At 59.0% G+C, this 13,229-nt stretch carries 11 protein-coding genes and 1 pseudogene; 10 read left to right on the top strand and 2 right to left on the bottom strand.

Features of this window, described 5'->3' with window-relative positions:
- Positions 1–31: 31 nt before the first annotated feature.
- From BLW70_RS22620 to BLW70_RS22610, 3 genes are read left to right on the top strand one after another with little or no spacing between them, the layout of a single operon-like run.
- Positions 32–1,234 carry a glycosyltransferase gene (locus tag BLW70_RS22620; protein WP_074877760.1) on the top strand — a complete coding sequence of 401 codons (1,203 nt, stop codon included), beginning with the start codon at positions 32–34 and terminating at the stop codon, positions 1,232–1,234.
- Complete coding sequence (locus BLW70_RS22615; protein WP_074877758.1) at positions 1,231–2,418, top strand: glycosyltransferase family 2 protein; 1,188 nt, start codon at positions 1,231–1,233, stop codon at positions 2,416–2,418. The genes BLW70_RS22620 and BLW70_RS22615 overlap by 4 nt, the downstream gene beginning before the upstream one ends.
- Positions 2,418–3,167 (top strand): WecB/TagA/CpsF family glycosyltransferase, encoded by a 750-nt coding sequence (locus BLW70_RS22610; protein WP_074877756.1) that lies wholly within the window; start codon positions 2,418–2,420, stop codon positions 3,165–3,167. Before BLW70_RS22615 ends, BLW70_RS22610 begins: the two co-directional genes overlap by 1 nt.
- A gap of 92 nt (positions 3,168–3,259) precedes the next feature.
- Here BLW70_RS22610 and BLW70_RS22605 read toward each other — a convergent pair whose 3' ends face one another.
- Together BLW70_RS22605 and BLW70_RS22600 are read right to left on the bottom strand one after the other, a co-directional pair.
- Complete coding sequence (locus BLW70_RS22605; RefSeq protein ID WP_074877754.1) at positions 3,260–4,684, bottom strand: undecaprenyl-phosphate glucose phosphotransferase; 1,425 nt, start codon at positions 4,682–4,684, stop codon at positions 3,260–3,262.
- Positions 4,685–5,164: 480 nt separating this feature from the next.
- Positions 5,165–6,349 (bottom strand): acetyl-CoA C-acyltransferase family protein, encoded by a 1,185-nt coding sequence (locus BLW70_RS22600; RefSeq protein WP_074877752.1) that lies wholly within the window; start codon positions 6,347–6,349, stop codon positions 5,165–5,167.
- A 352-nt stretch (positions 6,350–6,701) separates the two neighbouring features.
- Here BLW70_RS22600 and BLW70_RS22595 point away from each other — a divergent pair, with 352 nt between their 5' ends.
- The 7 genes and pseudogenes from BLW70_RS22595 (at position 6,702) to BLW70_RS22565 (ending at position 13,100) form a co-directional block, all read left to right on the top strand.
- Positions 6,702–7,682 (top strand): quinone oxidoreductase family protein, encoded by a 981-nt coding sequence (locus tag BLW70_RS22595; RefSeq protein ID WP_074877750.1) that lies wholly within the window; start codon positions 6,702–6,704, stop codon positions 7,680–7,682.
- Positions 7,683–7,696: 14 nt separating this feature from the next.
- Positions 7,697–8,544 (top strand): annotated as a pseudogene (locus BLW70_RS22590) (TauD/TfdA dioxygenase family protein).
- A gap of 87 nt (positions 8,545–8,631) precedes the next feature.
- Complete coding sequence (locus tag BLW70_RS22585; protein WP_008155072.1) at positions 8,632–9,684, top strand: beta-keto acid cleavage family enzyme; 1,053 nt, start codon at positions 8,632–8,634, stop codon at positions 9,682–9,684.
- A gap of 92 nt (positions 9,685–9,776) precedes the next feature.
- The gene (locus BLW70_RS22580) at positions 9,777–11,108 is read left to right on the top strand and encodes an MFS transporter (protein ID WP_074877748.1); all 1,332 of its coding nucleotides are present in this window, start codon (positions 9,777–9,779) and stop codon (positions 11,106–11,108) included.
- Positions 11,105–11,770: a DsbA family oxidoreductase gene (locus BLW70_RS22575; RefSeq protein ID WP_074877746.1), complete on the top strand. Its 666-nt coding sequence runs from the start codon at positions 11,105–11,107 to the stop codon at positions 11,768–11,770. The genes BLW70_RS22580 and BLW70_RS22575 overlap by 4 nt, the downstream gene beginning before the upstream one ends.
- The gene (locus BLW70_RS22570; protein WP_074877744.1) at positions 11,767–12,093 is read left to right on the top strand and encodes a Rieske (2Fe-2S) protein; all 327 of its coding nucleotides are present in this window, start codon (positions 11,767–11,769) and stop codon (positions 12,091–12,093) included. Before BLW70_RS22575 ends, BLW70_RS22570 begins: the two co-directional genes overlap by 4 nt.
- Complete coding sequence (locus tag BLW70_RS22565; protein WP_074877741.1) at positions 12,090–13,100, top strand: YeiH family protein; 1,011 nt, start codon at positions 12,090–12,092, stop codon at positions 13,098–13,100. Before BLW70_RS22570 ends, BLW70_RS22565 begins: the two co-directional genes overlap by 4 nt.
- Positions 13,101–13,229 lie beyond the last annotated feature (129 nt).

Here is a 13,229-nt window from a genome sequence, read left to right as displayed (position 1 = left end):
TCCACCGCAACGACAACTAAGTCTGGTTCCTATGCGCATCGCCTATTTCATCAATCAATACCCCAAAGTCAGCCATAGTTTCATTCGCCGGGAGATTTTGGCGTTGGAACGTCAGGGGTTTGTGGTGCAGCGCATTGCTCTGCGTGGCTGGGATGCCGAACTGGTGGATGCCGAGGACGTGTCTGAACGCGATAAAACCCAGTATGTGCTGGAGGGCGGAGTCAAAGCGCTGTTAGTGCCTGTGCTGCAGGTATTGCGCGCCCAACCGCGACGGTTTTTTTCGGCGCTGTGGCTGGCGCTGCGCATGGGCCAGCGTGCTGATCGTCCCTGGCCATACCATTTGGTTTATTTATCCGAGGCGTGTGGTGTGCTGATGTGGTTGCAGGCGTTTGGAGCCGAGCACGTGCATGCGCATTTCGGCACCAACTCAACCGAGGTGGTGATGCTGGCCAATGTACTCGGTGGGCCAGCGTACAGTTTTACCGTGCACGGGCCGGAAGAGTTCGACAAACCGCAGTTTATTCATTTGGGCGAGAAAGTCCGGCGCGCGGCTTTTGTCGCGGCGATCAGTTCTTATGGGCGTAGCCAGCTGTTTCGCTGGGTGGCTCATGCGCATTGGCCAAGAGTAAAGGTGGTGCACTGCGGGCTGGAGCGGGCGTTTCACGATGTGCCGGCCGTTGCCGTGCCATCTGCGCCGCGGTTGGTTTGCGTCGGTCGTTTGTGTGAGCAAAAGGGACAACTGTTGTTGCTTGAGGCTGTCCGCAGCCTGGCAGCACAAGACGTGGAGTTCGAACTGGTACTGGCGGGTGATGGGGAAATGCGCGCAGAAATCGAAAGCCTGATTGCACGGCATGGCTTGCAAGCACGGGTGCGAATTACCGGCTGGATCAGCAGCGATCAGGTGCGGGCGGAAATTCTCGCGGCGCGGGCCTTGGTGTTGCCGAGTTTCGCCGAGGGGTTGCCAGTGGTCATTATGGAAGCCATGGCGTTGCGCCGACCAGTATTGACGAGCTATGTGGCAGGGATTCCCGAGTTGGTACAACAGGGTGTGAACGGTTGGTTGTTTCCCGCGGGAGCCGTGGATGAATTGGCGGCGGCGCTGGCGGACTGCCTCGCGCAACCTGTCGAGGTGTTGCAGCGGATGGGCGAGGCGGCTTACCAGAGAGTGCTGGAGCGACACGACATCGACATCGAAGCGGCCAAGTTGGCTAATTTGTTCAGGGCGCAAGCATGACTACATTACTTGGTTGGCTGTTCAGCTCACTGCTGATGCTCATCCTCCTGCCGGTGTTGGTGCTGTTTGTGCAGGTGTTGATGGCCTGCCTGCCTGCGCGTTCGCCTGCGTCGGCGCAAGGCTCGCGACCGCGGGTGGCGGTGTTGATACCGGCACACGATGAATCCTCGGTCATCGTCGCGACGTTGAATAGCATTCGGCCGCAGTTGCTTTCGGGTGATCGCCTGCTGGTGGTAGCGGATAACTGTTCTGACGACACGGCGGCGCTGGCCCGCACGGCGGGCGCCGAGGTGGTGGAGCGCAGCAATGCTCAGCAGCGTGGCAAGGGTTATGCGGTGGACTGTGGGGTACGTCATTTGGCCAGCGATGCGCCGGACGTCATGATTGTTGTCGATGCGGACTGCCAGGTGGCCGAGGGCTCAATTGAGCGTTTGGCCATCTGTTGCATCGACTCAGGGCGGCCAGCGCAAGCTCTTAATTTAATGCTTGCTCCGGCAGGTTCCGGGCTAAAAGTGCGGCTTGCCGAGTTTGCCTGGTGTGTGAAGAATCGGGTACGGCCGCAGGGTTGGACCCGACTTGGTTTGCCCTGTCAGCTAATGGGCACGGGAATGGCTTTCGTCTGGCAGGATCTGACGTTGATCAATTTGGCCAGTGGCCACATCGTTGAAGATTTGAAGATGGGCCTGGATTTATGCCGAAACGGCAAGCCGCCGGTGTTCTGCCCCGATGCTCTGGTGACCAGTTACTTTCCGCGCAGCGATGAAGGCTTAACGACCCAGCGTACGCGCTGGGAACATGGTCATTTAGGCGTAATTCTTGGGGACACGCCAAAGTTGCTGGTCGAGTCGCTTGGCCAGCGTAACTGGCGTCTGCTGGCGATGACCCTGGATTTGCTGGTCCCTCCGTTGGCCTTATTGACGTTGGCCTTGGCGGCGGCGTTTGTTCTGTCATGGTTGGTCTTTCTACTGTCCGGAGCGTTGGCGCCCGCATTGATAGCTTCTTGCGGGGTGGCAATTTTGGGTGTGGCTATCTTGCTGGCATGGAGCCAATTTGGTCGCGGGATTATTTCTTTTTCAGCCTTGATGTATGCGCCGTTCTACGCGATGAGGAAAATCCCGCTGTATCTCGGGTTTTTGCTCAAACGCCAGGTTGAATGGGTGCGGTCGAAGCGAGATGACAGCTAATGCGCGCTTTATCCTGGCAGCACAGCTGGCAAACGATTACCCGGAAACTCAGGGTGGTCAGCGATGCTGATGACGAGCAAGCATTGATTGATGCGTTATCCAGACCTGACGTAACGACAGTGCTCGGGTTCGCCAATGCCCATGCCATGAATCTGGTGGCGGCCAACCCCGACTACTTCAACGCCCTGTTGGCTACGGACGTGTTACTACGGGATGGCTCCGGCATGGCTATTCTGTTTCGTCGCCTCGGCCTGGAGCCGGGGTTGAATATGAATGGCACCGATTTCATTCCCAAGTTATTGGCCGCGTTCAAGGGCCGTCGCGTGGCTTTCTGGGGTACTGAAGAGCCCTTTCTGGCCAACGCGGTGCAGCGAAGCGAAGCGATATTTGCGGTCAATGTCGTCTCTGCTCACCATGGTTTTGCGTCGGTGGATACCTATGTAAACCTTGCCCGGCAGTTTCAGCCGGAACTGGTTGTGCTGGGTATGGGCATGCCCAAGCAGGAAGCCGTTGCTGCGAGGTTAGCCGCCAGTGGCGCGCCCTGTCTGGTCGTGTGCGGAGGGGCGATCCTGGATTTTCTCGGCGGCAAAGTCACTCGTGCTCCGCAGTGGGTGCGGCGTCTCGGTTGTGAGTGGGTGTTCAGGCTGATAGGTGAGCCAAAGCGCTTATTCAGACGCTATGTGCTGGGTAATCCGATGTTCTTGTTGCGTACATTGATCTACAGGGACAAGGGCAGGGGTAATGCGTAAGTTCATATCCGTTTGGCGGTCTTTTTAAATAACCTCCATTGTTCCGGGGGAACCCTGAATGGCCTTGAGATCGCCCAGACACTCGAGAATGGCTAGTAGGCATGTTTGCCGGAGAAGGCAAACACCGTTCGTAAAAGGATGACGAAATCGAGCCATAGCGACCAGTTGTTGATGTACTCGATGTCCGAGTCAACACGCCGAATCATCTGATCGATATCCTTCGTTTCACCTCGATAGCCACGTACCTGAGCCAGGCCTGTGATGCCCGGCTTAATGTTGTGGCGCGCAAAGTAGCCCGAGACATCGGGCGAGTACTGCACATCGTGTTGAATAGCGTGCGGGCGAGGCCCCACCAAAGACATTTCCCCCATCAAGACGTTAAATAACTGCGGTAGTTCATCCAGGCTGGTTCGCCGAATAAAGGCCCCAACCCTGGTCATGCGCGGGTCGTTCTTTTGCGCCTGTTTGACGATGCCGTCTTCATCCTGATGGACGACCATGCTTCTGAACTTCCAGATCCGAAAAGCTTCCCCACTCCAGCCCATCCGCTGCTGACGAAAGAATATCGGGCCGGGGCTATCGAGCTTGATGGCAATGGCGACGACTACCAGGACGGGCGCTGCAAGAACCAAAATGAGAAAGGCCAGGACTTTGTCCTCAAGGTTCTTCAGAAACAGGCGCATCCCCATCAACGGAGTTTCAGACAGGGTCAGGACGGGAATGCCGGCAATTTCGCGAACGCTGTGGTTGATCAGGCGCAACGAGAAAATGTCAGGCACCCAGTTAACAGAGATGTGTTTATCGAACAGCCTTAAGTAAACATCCTGGATGACCTCTGAGCCACCCAGAGGGGTCACGAAATAGACGGTACGAATGGCATGTTTGACAACTAACTCATCAAGGTCGGCGATATCGCCCAGGATCGACAGACGCTGAGCGCCTTCCAGACTTTCCTTTCCCCGGTCATCGTCCGCGCCAATCAACACACAGCCAACTATGCGCTCGCCGAGCCAAGGGTTATTGCTGATTTTCTTGTGAAGATAGCTGGCCAGTTCGCCCGAGCCAATGATGAGCGAGTTTTCCAATTGAGTCGGATGGGCCAAAAACTTTTTTTGCATCTCGCGGGTCGCGAGGTGCAAAAGCAACTGAGCAAAATATCCAACAACGAATAACTGCCCGACCAATAAACGCGAGTACTGTTCGCTTTGCTTGGTAAGAAAGGCCATGGCAACGAGAAAGCCAAACGTGGCAGTCCATGCTTTCAAAAGCTTGAAGGCTTTGACGGTAAAACCGACATTGCTGCGGTAAATGGCGTAGTGGTCGTACACGACGGCCAAAGCCCCCAGCAGCAACAGGAGCAGGATGACATAGGACTGCGTTATGAAGCCGATATGATAATTGATCAAAAACCATGCAACACCGGTCACCGCAACACAATCGAGACCCGCCTGGACAACGATACTGGTGCTGCTTCTTCGCTGGAGAACGGAACGGGTACTGTTGGGCTCAAATATCATATTTAGACCTCATGTCTGCTGCCCCTCGCGCTCGATGACGCGATTCAGTTCATGCAGCCCTCGCTTGAGAGCATTGGCGTCACCGTGATCAGCCACCCACCTTCGAAAATGACAAGCGTTGGGGGCATGTGGGGGCGCGTGCTATCACTTTAGCAGTGCTGTGAAATCATTCACTGGAACTGCTTGGTTCTGCGTAGTTTAGTAGAACCTTGCGCACGCATTTGCTTGATCAGTTCGGCGCGGGTGCCGGGGAGGTAGAACATGTTTTTTGCGCAAATACCGCCATGTCGTCAGCGCGCCAAGGCTGATAATTCGCCAGCGTGCTGTTGTCCGCCTTGCAATCAATCGGGGAGGGAGTTCGAGTGGGGTCGTGCAGTATTCGAGGCTTGCACCGAGCTGGAATCTGCGTGCATTGCGCACTGATTCCATCGCACTAAAACGAGGCGGCGCCATAATCGGCGCCGCCTTCGTTTGGGTCGATCAGACGCGTTCGAACAACACGGCGATGCCTTGGCCGCCGCCGATGCACATGGTTGCCAGGGCATAACGACCCTGAACACGCTGCAGTTCATGAATCGCCTTGGTGGCGATAATCGCACCGGTCGCGCCCACCGGGTGGCCCAGAGAAATCCCCGAACCGTTCGGGTTGACCTTCTCCGGGTCGAAGCCCAGCTCCTGCGCCACGGCACACGCCTGGGCCGCGAATGCTTCGTTGGATTCGATGACATCCAGGTCGGCAACGGACAGGCCGGCGCGTTTGAGGACCAGACGGGTGGCGGGAATCGGTCCCAACCCCATCAGCTCGGGTTCCACGCCGGCATGGGCATAGCCGACCAGTCGGGCGATGGGCTTGAGGCCTTGGTCGAGAACCATCTGACCCGTGGCCAGGATCAATGCACCGGCACCATCGTTGAGGCCGGACGCGTTGCCGGCGGTGACGCTGCCATCTTTTTTGAAGGCCGGCTTCATCTTGCCCAATTGCTCGGCATTGACCTCGGCGCGCACATGCTCGTCCGTCGCAAACGTCACGGTGCCTTTGCGCGATGCCACTTCGATCGGCACGATCTGGTCGGTAAATCGCCCTTCGGCAATCGCCCGGGCCGCTCGTTGCTGGCTGAGCAGCGCCAACTCATCCTGAGCCTGACGAGTGATGCCATAGCGCTCGGCGATGTTTTCCGCAGTAATGCCCATATGGAAACCGCCAAACGGGTCTTGCAGAACGCCGAGCACGTAGTCGATGGCTTGCATATCGCCCATGCGTGCGCCCCAGCGCGCCTGCGGCAACAGATAAGTCCCGCGGCTCATGGATTCGACGCCACCCGCCAGCGCAGCCCCGGCATCCCCGAGCATCAAACTTTGAGCGGCACTGACAATGGCCTGCAAACCAGAACCGCAGAGGCGGTTGACGTTGAAGGCGGGCGTCTCTTTCGGCAGGCCGGCATTCATCGCCACGGCACGAGAGATGTAGGCATCACGTGCTTCCGTCGGGATCACATGCCCCATCACCACGTGACCGATGTGTTCAGGCGCCAGCCCCGAACGTTCAATGGCGGCGCGGCAAACATCAGTCGCCAATTGAATGGGCGGCACATCTTTGAGCGAACCGCCAAAGCTGCCGATAGCGGAGCGGACGGCGCTGATGACAAAAATGTCGGATGGGTTCATGCGGGTTCCCCTGGAACAGTCCTGGATTCAAGTGTGCTTTTGCACTGTTATTTGGAGTGAGTCTAGACACCGTGATGATTTTGGCCTATGCCAAAACTGCTCAAGGGGGGTGGCGTTTTTGGCCATTTCAGTTGAAGTCGCTTTTTGATCTCTTCGTGGTCCGTAAGCTGTTCACTCACTCTCCCAATGGCCAAGGCTTTCTGGTTCCCGGGATCTTGTACAACCACCCGGTTGTCATGAAATGAAAAGCCATTGTCGTCTGATGAGAAGCGACCCTGCAGACGTCGTCCTACAGTCCAATCAGCGCAATTCGACGCAGCACGCCCATCTTGCAGATTGGAGAATAAGAAAAATGGCCAAAGCCGTACGCTTCTACGAAACCGGTGGTCCCGAAGTCCTCCGCTATGAGGAGGTCGAAGTTGGCGACCCCGGTCCAGGCCAGGTTCGTCTTCGTCATGTGGCGGTCGGCCTGAACTATGCCGACACCTACTTTCGCAACGGCACTTACCCGATCCCGATGCCCAACGGCATGGGGGTTGAAGCGTCCGGTGTGGTCCAGGCCATCGGCGAGGGGGTTACCAATGTCCGTGTAGGCGATCGCGTCACCTACACCGGTTTTCTCAACACCTTGGGGGCCTACAGCACCGAACGCCTGATCCCGGCCGCGCCGTTGATCAAACTGCCGGAAACCATCAGTTTCGAGACCGCCGCCGCCATGACCATGCGCGGCCTGACGTCGTCGTACCTGATGCGGCGCATTTACGATTTCAAGGCCGGCGACAGCATTCTGCTGCACGCCGCTGCCGGTGGCGTGGGCCTGATCGTTTCGCAATGGGCCAAGCTGCTCGGCCTGACCGTCATCGGCACCGTGTCCACCGCGGTCAAGGGTGAAATTGCCCTGGCCCATGGCTGCGACCATGTCATCAATTACAGCCACGAAGATGTCGCCCAGCGCGTGCGCGAGTTGACTGATGGCGTGGGGGTCAACGTGGTGTTCGACAGCGTCGGCAAGAACACCTTCATGGGTTCGCTGGATTCGCTCAAGCGTCGTGGCCTGATGGTGTGCGTCGGCACGGCATCCGGTCCGATCCCGGCCTTCGACCCGGTAATGCTGGCGATGAAAGGCTCGCTGTTCATGACGCGTCCGGCCCTGGCCGATTACATTTCCGACCCCGCGGAAAAAGCCGCCCTGGCTGGCGAATTGTTCGACCACGTTGGTAGCGGTCGGATCAAGATCGAGATCAACCAGCACTATGCTTTGCAGGATGCCGTGCAGGCCCATCGCGACCTGGAATCACGCAAAACCACGGGCTCTTCGATTTTCGTCATTTAAGGGAGTTGTCCGCCATGAAAGTCGAACAATTGACCTGCAGCATTGGCGCCGAACTGATCGGCGTCAACCTCGCCGACGCGGTGCATGACGACGGTCTTTTTGCCGAGATTCGTGCTCAGTTGCTCAAGCATCGAGTGGTGTTCCTGCGCGATCAGGACATCACTCGTGCCGAGCACGTGGCTTTCGCCCGCCGCTTCGGTGAGTTGGAGGACCATCCGGTGGCTGGCAGTGATCCGGATCATCCCGGGCTGGTGCGCATCTACAAGAACCCGGACCAGCCGATGGACCGCTACGAAAACGCCTGGCATACCGACGCGACCTGGCGCGAGGCGCCGCCGATGGGCTGCGTGCTGCGCTGCGTGGAATGCCCTCCGGTGGGCGGCGACACCATGTGGGCCAACATGGTCGAGGCCTACGCTCGTTTGCCAGAGGACGTGAAGGTGAAGATTGCCGACCTGCGCGCCCGCCACAGCATCGAAGCGAGTTTCGGTGCCGCCATGCCAATCGAAAAGCGTCTGGCGCTCAAGGCGATGTATCCGGATGCCGAGCACCCGGTGGTGCGTACCCACCCGGAAACCGGGGAGAAGGTGCTGTTCGTCAACGCCTTCACCACGCACTTGAGCAACTACCACACCCCGAGCGGGTGCGCTTCGGCCAGGATGCCAACCCTGGCGCGAGCGAGTTGCTGCGCTACCTGATCAGCCAGGCCTACATCCCCGAGTATCAGGTGCGCTGGCGCTGGAAACCCAACAGCATCGCCATCTGGGACAACCGCAGCACCCAGCATTACGCCGTCATGGATTACCCGCCGTGCCATCGCAAGATGGAGCGTGCCGGGATCATCGGCGACAAGACCTACTGATCGACCGCAACTGCATTCGCACTCGTAAACACGCCTGCCCGGCACGATCCCGGGTGGGCGCGACAATCATAAGAACAGGAGTAACTCATGCAATTCTTCGACGATTCCCTGCACCCGGAAAACATGGAAAAGGTGGTGATCACCGTGGCCCCGTACGGCCCGGAATGGATGCCTGAAGACTTCCCCGAAGACATCCCGCTGACCATGGATGAGCAGGTGCAGAAGGCGGTTGAGTGTTATGAGGCAGGTGCAACGGTATTGCACCTGCACGTGCGTGAATTGGACGGCAAGGGTTCCAAGCGTCTGTCCAAGTTCAACGAATTGATCGCCGGCGTGCGTGAAGCCGTGCCGGACATGATCATCCAGGTCGGTGGCTCGATTTCCTTTGCGCCGGAAAGCGATGGCGAAGCCGCCAAGTGGCTGTCTGACGATACCCGGCACATGCTGGCCGAGCTGACGCCAAAACCGGATCAGGTCACGGTGGCCATCAACACCACCCAGATGAACATCATGGAGCTGCTGTATCCGGAATACCTGGAAGGCACGTCCCTGGCCAATCCGCTGTATCAGGCCGCCTACAGCGAAATGACCGTTCCGGCAGGCCCGGCCTGGGTCGCCGAGCACCTCAAGCGTCTGATGGACAACGGCATCCAGCCGCACTTCCAGCTGACGGGCATGCATGCCATGGAAACCCTCGAGCGTCTGGTGCGCAGGGGCGTCTACAAGGGCCCGTTGAACCTGACCTGGATCGGTATCGGCGGCGGTTTCGATGGCCCCAATCCGTTTAACTTCTTCAACTTCATCCACCGCGCGCCAGACGGTTGCACCCTGACCTCCGAGTCGCTGCTGAAAAACGTCATGCCGTTCAACACCATGTCGATGGCCATGGGTATGCACCCGCGTGTGGGCAATGAAGACACTATCATTGATCACAAGGGCGATCGTTTCGGCTCGGTTGCGCAGATCAAGCAGACCGTGCGCATCGCTCATGAGCTGGGTCGCGAAATCGCCACGGGTAAAGAAGCCCGTGAGATCTACCGCATCGGTGTGCAGTACCAAAGCATCGAAGAAACCCTGTTGGCCAATGGCATGGCCCCCAACCGCAAGGCCGGGCAGAAAGGTGTGCCGCAACGCGGCTGATCGGCAGACGAAGCGGGCGGTCAATGGCCTCCCGCTCGCTGCACTGCAACACGCTTGATAACAACAATAAAACAAAGCTTTGAGGAGGCTGCATGGCCTTTCACCCAATCGCTGCAGACGATGACGACTGCAGTGGCGTCGGCGTTGCGCGCAAGTACGCCTGGATCGTCTTTGCACTGACGTTCGGGCTGTTGATTTCCGATTACATGTCACGTCAGGTGCTGAACGCGGTGTTCCCGATGCTCAAGGGCGAATGGGCCCTGAGCGACGGCCAGCTCGGCCTGCTCAGTGGCATTGTCGCCCTGATGGTGGGGCTGCTGACCATTCCCCTGTCATTGCTGGCGGATCGCTTCGGCCGGGTAAAAAGCCTGGCGCTGATGGCTTTGCTGTGGAGCCTGGCGACGCTGGGCTGCGCATTGGCGCAGGACTATCAGCAGATGTTCATTGCACGGTTCATGGTCGGCGTCGGTGAAGCGGCGTACGGCAGCGTCGGCATCGCCGTGGTGATCTCGGTATTTCCCAAACACATGCGGGCAACCCTGGCCAGTGCGTTCATGGCGGGTGGCATGTTCGGTTCGGTGTTAGGGATGGCGCTGGGTGGTGCAATCGCCGCCAAGCTTGGCTGGCGATGGTCGTTTGCCGGCATGGCGCTGTTCGGCCTGCTGCTGGCGGTGCTTTATCCGATCATCGTCAAGGAAGCACGCATTGCGCCGCAACGTGCCGCTCAGGTGGCGAACAAGGCAGCTGCCGCGGTCAAGCGCCCGTTGCGTACGCTGTTTTCCAGCCGCTCGGTGATCGCGGCCTACATCGGCAGTGGCTTGCAACTGTTCGTCGGCGGCACCGTGATTGTGTGGATGCCCAGTTACCTCAATCGTTATTACGACATGGCCACCGACAAGGCAGGTGGCCTCGCGGCAATCATCGTGCTGTGCAGCGGGGCGGGGATGATCCTGTGCGGCATGCTCAGTGATCGACTGTGTCGCCATTCGCCGGAGCGCAAAGTGGCGTTGGCCATCGCTTATTGCCTGGGCAGTTGCCTGTTGTTGTCGGCGGCGTTCGCTCTGCCGGCGGGGCCTGGGCAATTGCTGCTGATCTGCCTGGGCATGTTGATTGCCGCCGGCACGACCGGCCCCTGCGGAGCGATGGTTGCCAACCTGACGCATTACTCGGTCCACGGCACGGCCTTCGCCACGTTGACCCTGGCCAACAACATGCTGGGGCTCGCGCCTGGGCCGTTCATCACTGGCAGGGTGTCCGACCTGATTGGCTTGCAGGCTGCTTTTCAGCTGGTGCCACTGGTCAGCATCGCGGCGGCGGCGGTGTTCTTTTATGCCAAGTGTCATTACCACAAGGACATTGCCCGGCTTAAGGGCGAGCAAGTCCGAGATTCGATTAGCAAAGCGGTGTTAGAGGTGAAGTTGTGAGTGGTCGTCGTTTACGTATTGATGTGTTCTTCGATTTCATCTGCCCCTGGTGCCTGATCGGCAAGCGTCAACTGGAGCATGCGCAGGTACAGTTTCGCAGTCGCCACCCGGACGTGCAGATCACCACGGTGTGGCATGGCGTGCAGTTGCTGCCTCAGTTGCCGGTAGAAGGTGAACCCTTCGCCGATTTCTATCGCAAACGTCTGGGCAATGCCGACGCCATGACCATGCGCCAGGCCCAGGTACAGCAGGCTGCTGCGGCGGTTGGACTGACCATCGACCTCAGCCGTATCGAGACGATGCCCAACACCGCCGACGCCCACCGTTTGTTCGAACGCGTCAGCGTACTGGGCAATGCTGCTCAGCGTGAAATGTTGCTTGAACGGCTGTTCGCCGCTTATTTCCGCAAACGCGAAAACCTCGGGTGCCGCGAGACCTTGCTCGCCATTGCCCGCGCCTGCGGCGTCGATACGGACGTGGTGCTCGATTGCCTGAAGGGCGACGCCACGCCATTCGAAGGCTTGCCCGGCGCGACCAGTGGGGTGCCGAGCTTTCAGTTCGACCGCCGCATGACGGTGATCGGGGCACAACCTGCCCAGGCGCTACTCGGGGCCATGAGCCAGGCACTGAAAGAAAGTGATAACGAGCGGCAACCGGCATGAATCGGCGTATCCCCGTGCCTGCCGGAAAACTCCCGCAGGCGGGCGGTCGTGCACTGTTCGAATTCGATGACAAAAGCCTGGCGTTATTCAACGTCGAAGGTGAGGTATTCGCCATCGACGACAGTTGCCCGCACCAGGGCGCCTCGCTGTGTGGCGGGCGCCTTGATGGGCGGGTGATTCAATGCTGCGCCCATGGCCTGCGCTTCGATTTGCGCAGCGGTTACTTGCTCAATTCCACCGCAGTCAAAGTCGCCAATTATCCGGTCGAGATCATCGACGGCCAGGCATTCATCGTTATCGTTGCCGAGGAGTCCGCGCCATGAGCGCCATCGCTCTCACCCGTATCCACAGCCGAACGCGCGAACTGGCGCCAGGCTTTGTCGTTAGCCTGATCGTTGCAGCCGCAGCGTCCTTTTTGTCCGAGCATTACGGCGCGCCGGTAATGCTGTTCGCTTTGTTGCTGGGCATGGCGCTGAACTTCCTGGCCGGTGACGGTGCCTGCAAGGCTGGCATCGAGTTCACCGCACGCACCGTGTTGCGCATTGGCGTGGCGCTGCTGGGCATGCGCATCACGCTCGAACAGATTGCCGCGCTGGGCTGGAAGCCTGTGGCGCTGGTGGTGATTGTGGTGGTGGTGACCATCGGCGTTTCAGTGATCGCAGCCAAGGCGCTGGGCTTCCAGCGTTTGTTCGGCATGCTCACCGGTGGCGCCACCGCGATTTGTGGTGCATCGGCCGCATTGGCGCTGGCGGCGGCATTGCCCAATCATCCGCAGAAAGAACGCGCGACATTGTTCACGGTGATCGGGGTGTCGGCGCTGTCGACCCTGGCGATGATCGTGTACCCGATGATTGCCAACTGGCTGTCGTTGTCGCCACAAGTGGCGGGCGTGTTCCTGGGGGCGACCATTCACGATGTCGCCCAGGTGGTCGGTGCCGGTTACAGCATGTCGACCGAGACCGGCGATACGGCCACGGTGGTCAAGTTGATGCGGGTTGCCATGCTGCTGCCGGTGATCGTCTGTGCCGCCATGATCACCCGCATGCAAGGTGCCGATCCGGCCGGAAAACGGCCGCCGCTGCTGCCTTGGTTCGCCGTCGGGTTTCTGATCCTGGCCTGTATCAACAGCACCGGCTGGGTGGCCCCGGTGGTGCAAGGGTCGGTCAATGAACTGTCGCGCTGGTGCCTGGTGGTTTCCATCAGCGCCCTGGGCATGAAAACCCAGCTCAAGGAGCTGGCGGCGGTGGGCATCAAACCGATCCTGCTGATGGTGGGGGAAACGGTGTTCCTCGTCGTGCTGGTGCTGCTGTTGCTGCGTTGGGGCCTCTAAGTCCGTTAAAAATATTGGCGGCGGTAATGCGATCCGTAGCAGCTGTCGAGCCTGCGAGGCTGCGTTCGGCTGCGAAGCAGTCGTAAAACCAGAACCTGCGGTGCATCAGGCAAAACGTGTCAGCCGGAT

The organism is Pseudomonas frederiksbergensis (assembly GCF_900105495.1).
Classification (GTDB): domain Bacteria; phylum Pseudomonadota; class Gammaproteobacteria; order Pseudomonadales; family Pseudomonadaceae; genus Aquipseudomonas; species Aquipseudomonas frederiksbergensis.
This window is presented reverse-complemented; position numbering and strand designations above follow the sequence as displayed.

Excerpts from the sequence above, each read along its gene's own strand:
- BLW70_RS22605 (WP_074877754.1), bottom strand. The coding sequence starts at position 4,684 with ATGATATTTGAGCCCAACAGTACCCGTTCCGTTCTCCAGCGAAGAAGC.
- BLW70_RS22570 (WP_074877744.1), top strand. The coding sequence starts at position 11,767 with ATGAATCGGCGTATCCCCGTGCCTGCCGGAAAACTCCCGCAGGCGGGC.
- BLW70_RS22580 (WP_074877748.1), top strand. The coding sequence starts at position 9,777 with ATGGCCTTTCACCCAATCGCTGCAGACGATGACGACTGCAGTGGCGTC.
- BLW70_RS22595 (WP_074877750.1), top strand. The coding sequence starts at position 6,702 with ATGGCCAAAGCCGTACGCTTCTACGAAACCGGTGGTCCCGAAGTCCTC.
- BLW70_RS22600 (WP_074877752.1), bottom strand. The coding sequence starts at position 6,349 with ATGAACCCATCCGACATTTTTGTCATCAGCGCCGTCCGCTCCGCTATC.
- BLW70_RS22620 (WP_074877760.1), top strand. The coding sequence starts at position 32 with ATGCGCATCGCCTATTTCATCAATCAATACCCCAAAGTCAGCCATAGT.
- BLW70_RS22610 (WP_074877756.1), top strand. The coding sequence starts at position 2,418 with ATGCGCGCTTTATCCTGGCAGCACAGCTGGCAAACGATTACCCGGAAA.
- BLW70_RS22615 (WP_074877758.1), top strand. The coding sequence starts at position 1,231 with ATGACTACATTACTTGGTTGGCTGTTCAGCTCACTGCTGATGCTCATC.
- BLW70_RS22565 (WP_074877741.1), top strand. The coding sequence starts at position 12,090 with ATGAGCGCCATCGCTCTCACCCGTATCCACAGCCGAACGCGCGAACTG.
- BLW70_RS22585 (WP_008155072.1), top strand. The coding sequence starts at position 8,632 with ATGCAATTCTTCGACGATTCCCTGCACCCGGAAAACATGGAAAAGGTG.